The 14,840-nt window shown below is 42.6% G+C and carries 16 protein-coding genes; 8 read left to right on the top strand and 8 right to left on the bottom strand.

The window, feature by feature from the left end:
• Positions 1–79: 79 nt before the first annotated feature.
• The 3 genes from NG55_RS19425 to NG55_RS19415 are packed head-to-tail and all read left to right on the top strand — an operon-like array spanning position 80 to position 2,981.
• Complete coding sequence (locus NG55_RS19425) at positions 80–1,231, top strand: LysM peptidoglycan-binding domain-containing protein (protein WP_065344161.1); 1,152 nt, start codon at positions 80–82, stop codon at positions 1,229–1,231.
• Between the two features lie 10 nt (positions 1,232–1,241).
• Positions 1,242–2,375: a DNA-processing protein DprA gene (gene dprA / locus NG55_RS19420; protein WP_065344160.1), complete on the top strand. Its 1,134-nt coding sequence runs from the start codon at positions 1,242–1,244 to the stop codon at positions 2,373–2,375.
• A gap of 36 nt (positions 2,376–2,411) precedes the next feature.
• Positions 2,412–2,981 carry an L-threonylcarbamoyladenylate synthase type 1 TsaC gene (locus tag NG55_RS19415; protein WP_065344159.1) on the top strand — a complete coding sequence of 190 codons (570 nt, stop codon included), beginning with the start codon at positions 2,412–2,414 and terminating at the stop codon, positions 2,979–2,981.
• A 393-nt stretch (positions 2,982–3,374) separates the two neighbouring features.
• Here the strand turns inward: NG55_RS19415 and NG55_RS19410 are convergent, their stop codons facing one another.
• Both NG55_RS19410 and NG55_RS19405 read right to left on the bottom strand, forming a co-directional pair.
• Positions 3,375–4,295: a DMT family transporter gene (locus NG55_RS19410; protein WP_065344158.1), complete on the bottom strand. Its 921-nt coding sequence runs from the start codon at positions 4,293–4,295 to the stop codon at positions 3,375–3,377.
• 103 nt (positions 4,296–4,398) lie between these two features.
• Positions 4,399–5,052, bottom strand: coding sequence for a TetR/AcrR family transcriptional regulator (locus NG55_RS19405; protein ID WP_392390260.1), 654 nt, complete (start codon positions 5,050–5,052; stop codon positions 4,399–4,401).
• A 137-nt stretch (positions 5,053–5,189) separates the two neighbouring features.
• On the opposite strand from NG55_RS19405, the gene NG55_RS19400 reads away from it, so the two are divergent.
• The 5 genes from NG55_RS19400 (at position 5,190) to NG55_RS19380 (ending at position 10,153) form a co-directional block, all read left to right on the top strand.
• Complete coding sequence (locus NG55_RS19400; RefSeq protein ID WP_065344157.1) at positions 5,190–6,413, top strand: MFS transporter; 1,224 nt, start codon at positions 5,190–5,192, stop codon at positions 6,411–6,413.
• Positions 6,414–6,715: 302 nt separating this feature from the next.
• Positions 6,716–7,930, top strand: coding sequence for an MFS transporter (locus tag NG55_RS19395; protein WP_065344156.1), 1,215 nt, complete (start codon positions 6,716–6,718; stop codon positions 7,928–7,930).
• A 14-nt stretch (positions 7,931–7,944) separates the two neighbouring features.
• Positions 7,945–8,718 (top strand): AraC family transcriptional regulator, encoded by a 774-nt coding sequence (locus tag NG55_RS19390; RefSeq protein WP_065344155.1) that lies wholly within the window; start codon positions 7,945–7,947, stop codon positions 8,716–8,718.
• Between the two features lie 118 nt (positions 8,719–8,836).
• Positions 8,837–9,382, top strand: a complete 546-nt coding sequence (locus tag NG55_RS19385; protein WP_065344154.1) for a glutathione peroxidase — start codon at positions 8,837–8,839, stop codon at positions 9,380–9,382.
• A 174-nt stretch (positions 9,383–9,556) separates the two neighbouring features.
• Complete coding sequence (locus NG55_RS19380; protein ID WP_065344153.1) at positions 9,557–10,153, top strand: hypothetical protein; 597 nt, start codon at positions 9,557–9,559, stop codon at positions 10,151–10,153.
• 70 nt (positions 10,154–10,223) lie between these two features.
• Here the strand turns inward: NG55_RS19380 and NG55_RS19375 are convergent, their stop codons facing one another.
• From NG55_RS19375 to atpG, 6 genes are all read right to left on the bottom strand, one after another.
• Positions 10,224–10,700: a hypothetical protein gene (locus NG55_RS19375; protein ID WP_228704203.1), complete on the bottom strand. Its 477-nt coding sequence runs from the start codon at positions 10,698–10,700 to the stop codon at positions 10,224–10,226.
• Positions 10,684–11,334, bottom strand: a complete 651-nt coding sequence (locus NG55_RS19370; RefSeq protein WP_065344152.1) for a hypothetical protein — start codon at positions 11,332–11,334, stop codon at positions 10,684–10,686. The genes NG55_RS19375 and NG55_RS19370 overlap by 17 nt, the downstream gene beginning before the upstream one ends.
• A 124-nt stretch (positions 11,335–11,458) precedes the next feature.
• Positions 11,459–11,944, bottom strand: a complete 486-nt coding sequence (locus NG55_RS19365; protein WP_016542589.1) for a DUF2846 domain-containing protein — start codon at positions 11,942–11,944, stop codon at positions 11,459–11,461.
• Positions 11,945–12,075: 131 nt separating this feature from the next.
• Complete coding sequence (locus tag NG55_RS19360; protein ID WP_004656515.1) at positions 12,076–12,495, bottom strand: F0F1 ATP synthase subunit epsilon; 420 nt, start codon at positions 12,493–12,495, stop codon at positions 12,076–12,078.
• A gap of 28 nt (positions 12,496–12,523) precedes the next feature.
• A complete protein-coding gene (gene atpD, locus NG55_RS19355; protein WP_004656517.1) occupies positions 12,524–13,918 on the bottom strand; it encodes a F0F1 ATP synthase subunit beta in 1,395 nt (464 codons plus the stop codon).
• 30 nt (positions 13,919–13,948) lie between these two features.
• Complete coding sequence (gene atpG, locus NG55_RS19350; protein ID WP_005240419.1) at positions 13,949–14,818, bottom strand: F0F1 ATP synthase subunit gamma; 870 nt, start codon at positions 14,816–14,818, stop codon at positions 13,949–13,951.
• Positions 14,819–14,840 lie beyond the last annotated feature (22 nt).

Below are 14,840 nucleotides of genomic sequence, written 5' to 3'. Positions count from 1 at the left end.
GGAATACTTGATCAAAAAAATTGTGTGTAAAGTCGTTATTATAACGCAACTACACACATAATTTTTAGGAATTATGATAATGAAAAAGGTTTTAAACGGCATACACTCATTTCATGCCTTGGGGTTAAAAAAACAACTGATTGCCGCTGCAATTTGTGCGGGATTGGGGATGGGCATGAACATGGCCCGTGCAGCAAGCCCAAATGTGAGTCCACCTTCGGTTAAAGTCGGTGCGCCACATGTCTATGTGGTGAAAAAAGGCGATACGCTTTGGGACATCTCAGGGAAATTTTTAAGCAAGCCTTGGCGCTGGCCAGAAATTTGGGCAAGCAACAAACACGTCAAAAATCCACATTGGATTTACCCAGGCGATCGCTTATTGTTATGTAGCTTGAACGGTAAGCCCTTAATCGGTAAAGATGAGGGGGATGGTTGTGACGGGATTATTCGTCGCTACACAGGCAACACTTCAAATCTACGTCCACAAGTCCGTGTTGAGGCTTTGAATAATAGCGTTCCTGTGATTCCTTTGGCACACATTCAGCAATGGTTAGAACGTACTTCAGTATTGCCAGCAGATGCAATTTCCAACACCCCTTATATTTTAGGTACAGCAGACAACCGTGTACTTGCTGGTAAAGGTCAGAGTGTTTATGTGCGTGGTCAAGGCCTTGAAAATGGTCAACGTTATGGCGTATTCCGTGAAGGTGAACCGTACGTTATCTTAGATCAAAATGGTAAAAAACAAAGCCTTGGGGTTGAGCTGACTCAAATGGCTTCAGGTGTTGCCATTCGCAATGAAAACGACATCACCACGATAGAATTAACCGAAAGCTACAATGGTGAAGTTCGTCGTGGCGATCGGGTGATGGCTGAACAGGATGCCATGCTTCCGACCCTATTTTACCCAATTGATGCCAATCAGGTAAAAGACGGCGGCAAAATCATTCGTGTGATGGGTTCAATTGGTACCGCAGCCAAAAATGGCGTGGTGACTGTTGATCGTGGTACCACAGATGGTGTGGAAATTGGTCAGGTGTTCAGTGTCTATCAAGATGGTGAAGTGGTCAGAGATCCTAAAACCAAAGAGAAAGTGAAGTTACCTGGACAATATTTGGGCAGTGCTATGATCTTTAAGAGTTTTGATCGTATCAGCTATGCCTATATCCTTGAAAGCGAGTTACCGATCAAGCTTGGCTCGGATATTAAGCCACCTCGTTTAGATGATTAAGTAAACGCCTATGTTGAATCAATTATCACCTCATCACTATCACACCGTGTTGGTGTGGTACTTGGTTCAGCATTCGCTGTCGAGTTTTAGCAAAATTCAGCAGCACTTTGGTGACTGTGAACAAGCAACACAACCGCATCGTTTCTCAGAATGGTCACAACTGGGCTTACACGCCAATCACTTAAAACGTTTAGCCGAATTTCAAAGCCCTCAGGGTCAACAACAATTCCAACAATTGCTTGATCTGGTTTGTAAATCTAGTGATTTTATTTTAACGCCTGAAGATCTAGGTTATCCCACTCAGCTCTTGCCATATGCAGATCGTCCTCCTATTTTATTTGGACAAGGTCAGGCACAGGCCTTATTACAGCCACAGATTGCCATGGTCGGCAGCCGTAAACCAAGTCCACATGGGCGCCAAGTCGCTTATGATTTTGCCTATTATCTCAGTGAAAAAGGCTTTTATATCAGCAGTGGTTTGGCACATGGGATTGACCAAGCTGCACATCAGGGTGGATTGGCACATCAACGCACCATTGCAGTGACAGGTACAGGTCTCGATAGCGTCTACCCTGCTCAGCACAAACAACTGGCACAACAAATTACCCAATCTGGAGCCATCGTGACTGAGTTTCTGCCGACCACGATGCCCTTACAACAGCACTTCCCAAGACGTAATCGAATTGTCAGCGGCCTAAGTCTAGGAGTATTGGTGGTTGAAGCTGCACTGAAAAGTGGTTCTCTCATCACTGCCAATGAAGCAGCCAATCAAGGTAAAATGGTATTCGCGATTCCTGGGCATATTTACAGTGAACATCATCAAGGTTGTCATCAACTGATTCGAGAAGGCGCGATTCTGGTCGATCATCCCGAACAGGTTATCGAGGATTTAGCACTACCGACGCAGTGGCAAGCCCAGCAACACCCAATTGATGAAGCCAGTACCACTCCTCCGCCAAGCTTACCCGCACATTTGATTGCGTTGTATCAGAGTTTGGACTGGATTGGACAAGATTTAGATCAACTGGCTCAGCACCATCCAATCACGATTGCAGAGTTAACCGCTCAATTAATGGAATTGGAATTACTGGGCTTATGCCTACAACAAGCAGGACGCTATTTACGTTGTCGCCCAATGCATTAAACTAATGCCTATTCTCCCTTTTGTTTTATACACGCCATGATTACCTCCTCTATTGCTGAAGCAGCCCATCTTTTAAAACAAGGGCAGGTTCTGGCTTACCCAACTGAAGCGGTTTGGGGCTTAGGCTGTGACCCCTTCAATGAACAGGCATTTCAGGAAATTCTGGAACTGAAACATCGCCCTGTTGAAAAAGGTGTGATCTTATTGGCTGGGCATTTAGACCAAGTCGAACATTTACTACAAGACTTGAACACTAATCTGCGTCAGCAAGTGATCGCCAGTTGGTCGAATCGCCTTGAGACAGAACGTGCCACAACCTGGCTACTTCCTGCTGATCAAAGTATTCCAGCATGGATCAAAGGCCAACATCCTTTGGTCGCAGTCCGGGTCACGACACATCCGTTGTGCATGCAGCTATGCCAGCAATTTGGCGGCTTTATTGTCTCGACCAGCGCCAACCCTGCTGGTCTTGCACCCGCGCAACGATTGGAAGATGCTCAGGCTTATTTTGGTAATAACTTAAATTACCTACAAGGTGATTTAGGGTTGAGTCGAGAACCAAGTCGCATTTTGAATGCACTGACAGGTGAAGTTGTTCGCGCCTAATTAGGTGAATAGCGGACAAAAAAAAGCTCAGTTATATAGGGATAACTGAGCATAAAAAGGATGTGTATAATCACATCCAGAGGGTTCGCAAATTTGATAAGCAACTTATTCATTCTCAAATGAATCATCTTGCTGTGTTGGTTATTATGGGGGAATCGTCTCATTTATACAAATATATTATTTATCTAACAAAAAGTGTGAAAAGCGTACCAATTTTGTCAGTTCTGCATTTTCAATAAAATTATATTTATATTTTTATTCAGCTTTTTTTTGATCATAAATTTAATAAATCTTAAAAATATATTTGCAAATCATATAGAAAGCACAGTCATTAAAAAAATAATTTGGTGCGTTTGTTGTTATTTTGAGCAAACGCACCGCTTTATTTCACATTTATGCTGCAGGTTCTGCCAATTGTGCAGGTGCTTTCACTGTTTTCTTCTGTGCCATAACGATACCGATCAGAATCATCACGCCACCGATGGTGTGGTAAATCGTCCAATGTTCCGACAACCATAGGCTTGCAATAATTGCGGTAAATACAGGCATTAAATTCATAAAAATACTGGTCCGGTTTGGGCCAATCGCCTGTACCGCCACCATCCATAATAAGGGTGCAATCAGCGATGGGAACATCCCTGCATAGAAAACACTGGCTGCATTTTCAGCATTGATACTATCTAGGCCTAACCAAAGTAAAAATGGCAGGTGATACAACAAAGCAAACGCAATTTGTACGTAGAGACTGGTCAGCAATGGCAATTGTAGCTGCCACTTTTTCAGAAAGACGCCATAAAAGGCATAGAAACCAACAGCGAGTACCATCACCGCATCGCCCCAGTGTCCACCTTGTGCAAATAGACTCGAAAGATGACCTTGGCTCATGACATAGATCAAGCCAGCAAAGGACAAGAGGCTGCCAAAAATCGCAAAACGATTCGGTGCATCTTTTAAAATGAAATAAGAGATAAAAATGGTAAAGATCGGGACAAAAGCATTCACAATGCCCATATTGGTTGCCGTGGTATAGTGCGCCGCGGTATAAGAAAGACCTTGATATAACACCATGCCAAAGGCACTCAACACCGCTAATTTAGGAAGGTATGGCACAATTAAACTGCGCTGTTTCCATACTTTCGGTAACATAAACGGCGTTAAAATCACAAAGGCGACCAACCAGCGGTAAAAACTGATACTGACGGGTGAAATATAGTCCGCCACATAGCGGGTCACGGCAATATTCAGCGACCAAATCAAAACCGCAATCAAGGGCAAGACAAAAGCCCATTTCTGGTATTTACTCAACTGACCCATCATTTCCTCACCATATCTCAGCAATGGGAGTATTGTGGAAGATGTCTAAAATAATTGAAATATCGTATTTCAGACATTTATATCGCAGTCACGACATCACTGCTTAGAATAACTCCCAAGCACGCATCGCATGTTCAACCACTTTATGCAATTGTTCAACCGTTGCCCCATCTCGTGCCTGAATAGTCAAACCTTGCACAACCGTTGCATAGAAGTCTGTCATTTCCTGTAAAGGTGCTGTTGCTGGCAAATCCCCGTTGGCAACGCCCTGCTCTAAACGCTCAAACAGTTTTTGCTTGGTCTGCAAACGCTTTTCCAGAATGTTGTGTTGCACCGCCTGTGCATTGTCCGAGCAGTTCATGGTGGCAACCACCAACATACACCCTGCTGGTTTATTGGGTTGCGCTAAACGTTTGACGTTGTCATATAAATAAAGCTCAAAGGCAACTTTGGCGGTTTTGGCTTCTAAAAAAATAGGCACAATCGGACAAGCTTCATGGGCCAAATAATAATCGATGCATTTATAAAACAGCCCAGCTTTATCACCAAAGCTACTATATAAGCTTGGCGCGGTCAGCTCTAGCGCTTGCGTTAAATCACTGATCGACGTGGCTTCATAACCATGCTCCCAAAATAACAACATGGCTTTTTCCAAAGCCTGCTGCTCGTCAAAACACTTCGGACGACCACGCTTCTTTTTCAAGCTGTCATCACACGGTATTGGCAGAGGATCAGGTGCATTTGTCATAACAGTCACAGATATTTTCATAACGATCACTATCAAATTAATTGACGCAGCAACATTAATCAACTATTTTATTTTATATCGATCGTTATAAAAAATTAATATTTTTCAATTTTATTGTTATCTCACTAACAATAAAGGGAATTTTTATGGAAAACCCATCAGCAACAGACATCAACGCACTGGCGTCAAACCCTTCCCAAGGGAACTGGCTGGCATTGCTCTCTGTTACCTTCAGCGCTTTTGCCTTGGTCACAGGTGAGTTTCTTGCGATTGGAGTACTCAATGACATCGCACGGGATTTTCAAGTCTCTGTGGGAACAGCAGGTCTAACCGTTTCATTGACCGCAATCGTCGGCATGTTTGCGGCAGTGCTGATTCCTATTTCGGCGAAGACACTGGATCGGCGTACTTTATTACTGATGCTTACCCTGCTGATGATTGTCGCCAATCTGCTTACAGCCTTTGCGCCTAACTTTATCCTGCTCTTAGTCGGACGTATCATTTTAGGCGTTGCGGTTGGTGGATTCTGGGCCACTGCAGTTGCTTTAAGCGGTCGTCTTGCCCCACCTCATTTACCCATTGCCAAGGCCACTGCTTGGGTCGCGTTCGGAGTGACCTTGGCCAGTGTATTGGGTGTGCCGATGGGTACATGGTTGGCTCAGTATAATGGCTGGCAAACTTCTTTCACGGCGATTTCATTGATGGGGGTACTCCTGTTTATCTTCCAGTATCTCTATCTGCCTCAATTGAAACCTGCTTCTTCTCTACGTTGGAAAGAGCTACCAATCTTGTTGCAACATTCTGCTGCACGTAAAGGACTAATCATCTTTATTTTTATGGGTTTTGCACACTTTGCGGCCTACAGTTATTTTTCTGCCTTTTTTAAGCATCAGCTAGACTTCTCTGACGGCTTGATTAGCCGTTTACTGCTGATCTATGGGATTGCTGGGATTTTTGGCAATATTTTTGCAGGCTATCTGGGTCAGAAGAATATCCGTTATACCTTTGCAGTCAGTGCTATCACCTTCTTCTTTGCCTTTCTCTGCTTACCACTATCTGGAGCACATATCGGTTCTGCCATCATCTTGACGGCTTTATGGGGCTTCGCTTATGGCATCATCCCAACCGCAGTCAACATCTGGATGTTTACCCATGCCCCTGAAGCGGTTGAAAAAGGCATGCCAATGGTGACATTAACCTTCTTAATCCTGATTGCGCTAGGCAGTATGTTTGGCGGTATTATCGTGGATTATTTTAATGGCACGGTCTTATTTTTTGCCATGTTGCCGTTAGTGCTCTGTTCTCTGGTATTGATCTTTACGCTGGCACGCGGCCTGAACAACCCCCAAATTCATTATCAAAAACAATGATACAAGCTGAGGTCAGCAATATGAGTGTTCTAGCTTGAGCTGAAATCCTGTGTTTAATCCATAATCAATGGTCGCTTTTGCAACGATATGTTAAAGCGACCCTATTGATTGCGTTCCACTTCCGTCGCAATTGTCCTAACCATTCAAATTTCTCATAAGCCTTACAGATATTTTCATAATGATCACTATGAAAATATTTGACGATACTCTATTTATCCACTATTTTATTTTATAGTGATCGTTATAAAAACCAACTTATTCTCCACCCTTTTGTCATCCAACTGACAAATAAGGAAATTCTCATGGAACAATCCACCTCTTCAGACGCACGACCCACTGAAACCACACAAGGAAGCTGGTATGCAATTTTAGCTGTCGCTGTTGCTGCCTTTGCACTGGTCACCAGCGAATTCTTACCTGTGGGTGTTCTCAATAGTGTCGCAACCGACTTAAACATTTCAGTGGGTACAGCAGGATTAATCATTACCTTACCTGGGGTGATGGCTGCGATTGCTGCACCCTTACTGCCGATTTCCGTGAAACAGCTGGATCGTCGTTATGTGTTGATTCTATTAACCGCGATTATGGTGATTGCCAACACCATTACTGCCTTTGCAGAGAGCTTTAATGTATTGCTGCTCAGTCGTTTGGTCCTTGGTATTTCAATTGGTGGCTTCTGGGCCACCGCCATTGCGCTCAGTGGCAAACTTGCACCAGCGCACCTCCCTATTGCCAAAGCCACTGCCATTGTGATGGCTGGAGTAACCTTTGCTACCGTTTTAGGTGTCCCAATCGGGACTTGGCTCAGTGAATTCTATGGCTGGCGTAGTGCCTTTGGAATTACCGCAGCAATCGGCTTAGTGGTGTTAGTGCTACAGTTGATTTTCCTACCAGCACTCAAACCTGAGTCAGCCATTCATTTACGTGACCTACCCGCCTTACTCCGTACCCCCAAAGCACGCAGTGGGATGCTGATTGTTCTGCTCATCGGTCTTGCACACTTCTGTGCCTATAGTTATTTGGCACCGTTCTTTAAGAATATTGCTGGCTTTGATGGTACTACGATCAGTTCATTATTATTGCTCTACGGTATTGCAGGTATTTTTGGCAATGCATTTGCAGGCTATAGCGGCAATTTAAATGTACGCTATACCCTCGCCTTTGTTGGGGTCTGCTTTACAATCGTGTTCTTCGGCTTTCCAATTTTCGCGACTCACCAATTTGGGGCAATTGTATTGACTGCTTTATGGGGCTTCGCTTTTGGTGCCTTCCCGACTTCTGCCAATATTTGGATGTTTGTGCATGCACCTCACGCAGTTGAAAAAGGCATGCCTCTGTTTGTGGGTATGTTCCAAGTCATGATTGCCACAGGTTCACTACTGGGCGGTTATGTGGTTGATCATTTCAATGAAAATATCTTAATTTATGGTGTAATCAGTTTTGTTGCCTTAGCATTGATTAGTATCTTCACTTTGGCCAAAGGCTTGAATAACCCGAAAGTAACTTTCGAGAATTAACATGAGATCCTCAAATGAAGCATGCTGTTGCTGAACAATTCCCCTTTTTACACGGTATAGAAGTACATGAATTTCTATATCAAAAAGATGATATTGTCACACCGCATTCTTCACTTTGGGGCGATTTCAATTTCAGTTTGAATGGAACTTTAGAGTTTGATATTGAAGGAAAATACTACCTATCACCACCCAGTTATGGGTTGTGGTTACCACCACGCACCGAACACCAATCATTGCCGGTTGAGCACGAAATTCACTATATCTGTATTCGTCTGCACCCCAAGTTTGGTGATTTTTTAGGGGATAGCTGTCGTTGTTTCAGTATTGAACCTTTTTTTCGGGCATTGGTCGTGCAAATCCTTGAACAGCAAAAACAGGCTGCCGCGCCTGAATATCTAGAACATCTGCTACAAGTGCTGTTCGATCAGCTCAAGCAAGCGCCGGCCTATTCACATTATCTCCCGCAAAGCAGTCATCCAGTTTTAGCACCGATTCTGGAACAGCTTGCCGACCCCAATCTGTTTCATAACAGTCTGCAACAAGTGTTACAACGCTTTACAGTCAGTGAGCGACACCTGTTACGTCTCAGCCAGCAAGAACTGCAACTGTCCCTGTCAGAGTGGCGTAATCGTGCCAAAATTATTTATGCGATCAATCAGATCCGCCAAGGCATGACCATCAAACAGCTCACTTTTGCTTTGGGTTATCAACACAGTTCCAGTTTCATTGAGTTTTTTAAACGCTATACGGGACAGACTCCGATTCAACTCAAAAATGCAGTACTTTAAAACAAAGGCTTGGTTTTACACATTATTTGTATGGAATCATCTTAAGAGCATTGCACTCAGTAGCAATAGCAGTTAAAACAAATAGGTTTTGTCACAACAACAAATTAGGACGTATCCCATGAGCCAGTCGGTTTATCACATTCCCGTTAAGGACATCAAAGGCCAAGACGTTGATCTCGATCAATATCAAGGCAAAGTTCTGCTGATCGTTAACGTGGCATCAAAGTGTGGCCTTACCCCACAGTACGAAGGTTTAGAAAAATTGTATCAGGCCAAAAAAGAGCAAGGCCTAGAAATTCTGGGCTTCCCCGCGAATAATTTCTTAGAACAAGAACCGGGAACCAATGATGAAATTCAGCAGTTTTGTTCATTGAATTATGATGTGCATTTCCCGCTTTTCGCCAAAATCTCGGTTGCAGGTGATGACAAACATGCCTTGTATCAAACCCTGACCCAAGCGATTCCGGAACGTCAAGGCGAAGGCCCATGGTGGAAAGACTTGGTCGATTATGGTTTAACCCCAAATAACCCACCTGAAGTGTTATGGAATTTTGAAAAATTCTTGGTAAATAAGCAGGGTGAAATTGTTGCTCGCTTTGCACCAGATATCACTGCCGATGATGAACGTATTGTCAGTGCAATTGAAGCTGAATTAGCAAAATAAATTTGAGAAACAAGTAGAAAAGAGCAGTTGATCTGCTCTTTTCTATGCAAAATGTAGAATCCGCGTTCAACTCCCCTATGCCCTTCAAACTGTTGCTAATTTGCAAAAATCTGTTTTTTCTCCACAGTTTCTCATTATAGTGACCCTCTTCTTGTAATCTGGTGTCGTTTAGCCATGATGGAAAAATTCTCTATCAAAGCCATTCTTTTCGCATCCACACTTGCTACAGCTTTCATACTAGCTGGTTGTGATCAAACGCCTCAGGGCAATGAAGGGGCTGAATCAACAGCTGAAATTGAACAGAACCTGACCCAGGCGGAGGATGAGCAAGTAGAAGCCGAAGCAGCTCAAGATACGCAGAACCTAAGCCGTGGCAATATGTTCAATATCGCCCGTGATATTGCCAAATTGCAGATTGAAACTGATGACTATGTCACCTTGCTCAAGCAATCGCAAAGTAATTTGGAACAAGCCATCCAAGATAAAAATGTGCAACAGCTACAAAGCACCACGGGTGAGTTGAATCAAGAACTACATAAGCTGCATGATGCCTTATTATCTCTGAATTTAAAAAGTAATGAAGTCGATCAAATCCGCCAAAGCTTATTGGCTGCTAATCAACAGCTATTAAATATGCCCTTATTACATGGTCAAACGGATTTATCAAAAATTGATTTTGCCAAGATTGAAAAACAGTTCAATACCATTCAAATGGATATGGTGAAGCTGGCGACCTTGGTATTGGGAGATAAAGCGGATTCAAACGCTTAGAGATAAAAAATCAAAAGACTGAGCTAAACGATTCGTTTATTACTCAGTCTTTCTTTTTTATCGCATCTTTCTAATTACACTTAGGATCATTTCCTAAGGCTCTTAATTGTTCTTGTTCAAATCTCTTCTGTGATAATTCAGCATTTTTATTTTCGGTCAAAAGCTTACTTTTTGAAAGATATAAGGTTAATAGAGTCTTTCCATTTGGTATCTCTTTCAGATTCACCTTAGAAACATAGGTTCCATAGTTTGCTTTTGCTTCAATTGTAGCTTGATGCTTATCACGCTCAAGCTGACCGTCTACCGCAATATAACTCATATCATTAGGCACAGGGCTTTTATATGCGACGCACTTATCATATGCTCGTTTTAAATTTGCATATACTTGAATATAATCCATGTTGAGTTCAGTGCTATATCCACCCCCCACAGATTGCTGAATAAGTTGTGACTCAGAAGTGGGCAACATCATTCGTACACAGCCACTAGAGACTAAGATCGAAAACAGTAAACCAAATTTAAATACGGATTTAGTAAATTTTGACATACTTCAAATTTCCTTGTTCAATACCTTCAACAATTTTTTTCTTAATCACAATAGATTCTGGCTCATTCGTTTTAAATCTTTGATCTATCTCATATTCTGCAATATAAAGCCGAGAACCAGTTTCCTTACTATAATCCGCACCCATGACATAATTTTTATTTTTCTCAAAATTCACATTTTTTATTTCGGTATAATAACTTGTACTTTTGAATCCATTTATAATCACTAAATCATGCACGCCAACAGGTACCTTTAAATCCTGTTGAGCTAACTCTGTTAACAATACATTTTTTGATCCAAACATTATAAATTCAGCTACTTTGACCTGATGACCATCAATTGTATTGATCATATAAGGACGAGGGGTAAAAGAGTCATAGGATTGATAAGCACGGTATGGAAAAGTACGGATAAATGTAAAGTCTTGATTCGGAAACTTTTCAATTAACTGATCACGATACATCTGAATTTTGTCAGCTTTACTCACACTACTGTCTATATTCAAATAACGCTCATGCTTAGGCGCTGATTTTATTGGCAACATGCCAATAGATTTCCCCTCAGGCGTTTTAGTTACAGTACAGCCAACAGACATGATAAATAAAGGCGCTAGAAGTAAGATTTTAGATTGCACGTTAAAGTTCTCATTTTTCAAGTTTACAAATGATAACAAGAATTAATATTAAAATGATAATTATCTATAAAATATAGCTCCTGATTTGAATGTATAAAAAAGCCACCTGACGGTGGCTTTCTCTTTATTTCTTATCGAGTGCAATGGTTGGTTTACTGCATTTACCTGATTGGGCTAACTGATACTCACGAATTGCTTTTTTCCCAGTTTCATCATCAACTAGTTTCACATTTGCACCGCCAACAAATGCGCCCATTTTGATCGATTGTTGAACAAAATAATTTTTACCAGGTTCTGTTTTAAGCACTAAATGGTTAGGCGAGAACTCTGATTCAGTTGAAACTGTATGTTCTTGATTACCTGAGACCTCTTTGAAGAAAAAGGTACCACGTGCCGTTTCACCCAGACACTCACCGTCAATCCATACATCTTTTTTCAATGCGGCACCAAACGCGCTGTTTGAACGATAGACATAAATTGCAGCATTGCCTTGCGAAGGGGCTTCAAGCTTCTTAGCTTGTTCATTCAGTTGATTATTTGCTGTTGGTACCGATGCACACCCCACAAAAGCCACAGCGATCAAAAACGGAAGACTTTTTATCATTTTCATGATGATTTTCTCTTTGGACTAATAATTCTAAATTAAGCTTTGTAATTTATAGAAAAATTATAATTATTCAAGACATCAAAATAAAAAAAGCCACCTGACGGTGGCTTTCTTCAATCTCAAACCAGCAATAATTAAAGTGCGCGGTTTTTGATTTTACGAATCGTTTCAAGCTGAGCTGCAGTTTCTGCAAGCGAAGCAAGCGCAGCAGCAGAATCCAGATCACTCTTTTGATTTGCGAGCAATTGTTCAGCTTGTTTACGAGCTTCCATAATTGCTACTTCATCTAAGTTGTCAGCGCGGATTGCAGTATCTGCAAGCACGGTCACAACATGAGGCTGAACTTCTAACACACCGCCAGATACATACACGATTTCTTCTGTACCATTTTCCAACTGAACACGAATCGGGCCCGGTTGGAGTAAAGTTACGAGTGGCGCATGTCCTGGTAAAATACCAAGCTCACCGCCCGCACCTTTTGCGATTAACATCGTAACTTGTCCAGAGTAAATCGACTCTTTCACACTTACAACGTCACATTGCATAGTCGCCATGAGAATCTCCTTAAATTAGAGTTGCTAATTAAAGTTTCTCGGCTTTAGCAATCACTTCGTCAATACCACCAACCATATAGAACGCTTGTTCTGGGATGTGGTCGTATTCACCAGCTAATAGACCTTTAAAGCCACGAATCGTTTCTTTAAGTGGTACTAATTTACCAGGCGCACCAGTAAATACTTCAGCGACGTGGAACGGTTGAGAGAAGAAACGTTGGATTTTACGCGCACGGTAAACAACCAATTTATCTTCTTCAGCTAACTCGTCCATACCCAAGATTGCGATGATGTCTTTAAGCTCTTTATAACGTTGCAATACGTTCTGTACAGAACGTGCAATTTCATAATGCTCAGCACCAACAACCAATGGATCTAACTGACGTGAAGTTGAGTCAAGTGGATCGATCGCTGGATAAATACCAGAAGATGCGATGTCACGGCTCAATACAACGGTAGCATCTAAGTGAGCAAACGTTGTTGCAGGCGATGGATCTGTTAAGTCATCGGCAGGTACGTATACTGCTTGGATCGATGTGATCGAACCAGATTTAGTCGACGTAATACGCTCTTGAAGAACACCCATTTCCTCTGCAAGTGTCGGTTGGTAACCTACTGCAGATGGCATACGACCTAACAATGCTGATACTTCAGTACCCGCAAGTGTATAACGGTAGATGTTGTCGACGAATAATAATACGTCACGACCTTTACCATTTTCGTCTTTTTGATCACGGAAGTATTCAGCCATAGTCAAACCAGTTAACGCTACGCGTAAACGGTTACCTGGTGGCTCGTTCATCTGACCGTAGACCATTGCTACTTTGTCAAGAACGTTAGAATCTTTCATTTCGTGATAGAAGTCGTTACCTTCACGAGTACGCTCACCAACACCAGCAAACACAGATAAACCTGAGTGAGCTTTCGCGATGTTGTTGATCAACTCCATCATGTTAACGGTTTTACCAACACCAGCACCACCGAACAGACCAACTTTACCACCTTTCGCGAACGGGCAAAGTAAGTCGATGACTTTAATACCAGTTTCTAAAAGGTCAGTCGAAGCTGCTTGTTCAGCATAAGAAGGTGCTTGACGGTGAATCGGCAAACGCTCTTCAGTCGCTACAGGACCTGCTTCATCAATTGGGCGACCCAATACGTCCATGATACGACCAAGTGTCGCTGGACCTACTGGAACAGAAATCGGTGCATTTGTGCTGGTTACATTTAGGCCACGTTTAAGACCTTCTGTAGAACCCATTGCGATGGTACGAACAACACCATCGCCAAGCTGTTGCTGAACTTCTAATGTAGTTTCAGTACCGTCAACTTGGAGAGCGTCATAGATCTTAGGAACGCTATTGCGCTCAAACTCGACGTCGATAACCGCGCCGATGATCTGAATGATACGACCGCTACTCATTGCTGTCTCCTCAATTCAAACTTAATAATGTTAAACGGCAGCGGCACCGCCAACGATCTCGGAAATTTCCTGAGTAATCGCGGCTTGACGCAGCTTGTTGTAAATGAGCTGTAGGTCTTTAATCAATTGTCCTGCGTTGTCTGTCGCTGCTTTCATCGCGACCATACGAGCAGACTGCTCACATGCAACGTTTTCAATCACACCTTGATAAACCATAGACTCGATGTAGCGAACCAACAAACCATTTAACAATTCTTCTGCTTCTGGTTCGTAGAGATAGTCCCAACCATAAGTACGGTTGAGGTCATCGCCTTCTTCTGCCGGTGCTAAAGGAACAAGTTGTTCAACTTTAGGCTGCTGAGTCATTGCATTGACGAAGCCATTTGATACGAGGTAGATACGATCTAATTCGCCCTTATCAAATGCATCAAGCATAACTTGCACTGAGCCTGTTAACTGTTCCAAACTCGGCGCATCGCCAAGTTGGGTCGTTGCACCAAGCACTTTACCGCCGTAATTCTTAAAAAACGAAACCGCTTTTTGACCAATCAAAGCAAATTCAACTTCAATTGACTGCTGTTGTTGTGCTTTGACATGCTGCACAACTTTCTTGAACAAGTTAATGTTCAAGCCACCTGCCAAACCACGATCTGAAGACACTACGATATAGCCAACGCGCTTAACTGGGCGTTCAACCATATAACGGTGTTTATATTCAGGGTTTGCTTGGACCAAGTGAGCAATTACACGGCGCATATTATCGGCATACGGACGGCCCTGAGCCATGCGCTCTTGCGCACGACGCATTTTCGAAGCAGCTACCATTTGCATCGCGCGAGTAATCTTTTGCGTGCTCTTGATACTAGCTACTTTGGCGCGAATTTCTTTTAAATTTGCCATACGCTTAACCTAGTATTCGAAA

Source organism: Acinetobacter gyllenbergii (assembly GCF_001682515.1).
GTDB lineage: Bacteria > Pseudomonadota > Gammaproteobacteria > Pseudomonadales > Moraxellaceae > Acinetobacter > Acinetobacter gyllenbergii.
Note: the sequence above shows the minus strand (reverse complement) of the source record. Positions and strands in the feature narration are given on the sequence as shown.

Excerpts from the sequence above, each read along its gene's own strand:
- NG55_RS19425 (WP_065344161.1), top strand. The coding sequence starts at position 80 with ATGAAAAAGGTTTTAAACGGCATACACTCATTTCATGCCTTGGGGTTA.
- dprA (WP_065344160.1), top strand. The coding sequence starts at position 1,242 with ATGTTGAATCAATTATCACCTCATCACTATCACACCGTGTTGGTGTGG.
- NG55_RS19415 (WP_065344159.1), top strand. The coding sequence starts at position 2,412 with ATGATTACCTCCTCTATTGCTGAAGCAGCCCATCTTTTAAAACAAGGG.
- NG55_RS19410 (WP_065344158.1), bottom strand. The coding sequence starts at position 4,295 with ATGGGTCAGTTGAGTAAATACCAGAAATGGGCTTTTGTCTTGCCCTTG.
- NG55_RS19400 (WP_065344157.1), top strand. The coding sequence starts at position 5,190 with ATGGAAAACCCATCAGCAACAGACATCAACGCACTGGCGTCAAACCCT.
- NG55_RS19395 (WP_065344156.1), top strand. The coding sequence starts at position 6,716 with ATGGAACAATCCACCTCTTCAGACGCACGACCCACTGAAACCACACAA.
- NG55_RS19390 (WP_065344155.1), top strand. The coding sequence starts at position 7,945 with ATGAAGCATGCTGTTGCTGAACAATTCCCCTTTTTACACGGTATAGAA.
- NG55_RS19385 (WP_065344154.1), top strand. The coding sequence starts at position 8,837 with ATGAGCCAGTCGGTTTATCACATTCCCGTTAAGGACATCAAAGGCCAA.
- NG55_RS19380 (WP_065344153.1), top strand. The coding sequence starts at position 9,557 with ATGATGGAAAAATTCTCTATCAAAGCCATTCTTTTCGCATCCACACTT.
- NG55_RS19375 (WP_228704203.1), bottom strand. The coding sequence starts at position 10,700 with ATGTCAAAATTTACTAAATCCGTATTTAAATTTGGTTTACTGTTTTCG.
- NG55_RS19365 (WP_016542589.1), bottom strand. The coding sequence starts at position 11,944 with ATGAAAATGATAAAAAGTCTTCCGTTTTTGATCGCTGTGGCTTTTGTG.
- NG55_RS19360 (WP_004656515.1), bottom strand. The coding sequence starts at position 12,495 with ATGGCGACTATGCAATGTGACGTTGTAAGTGTGAAAGAGTCGATTTAC.
- atpD (WP_004656517.1), bottom strand. The coding sequence starts at position 13,918 with ATGAGTAGCGGTCGTATCATTCAGATCATCGGCGCGGTTATCGACGTC.
- atpG (WP_005240419.1), bottom strand. The coding sequence starts at position 14,818 with ATGGCAAATTTAAAAGAAATTCGCGCCAAAGTAGCTAGTATCAAGAGC.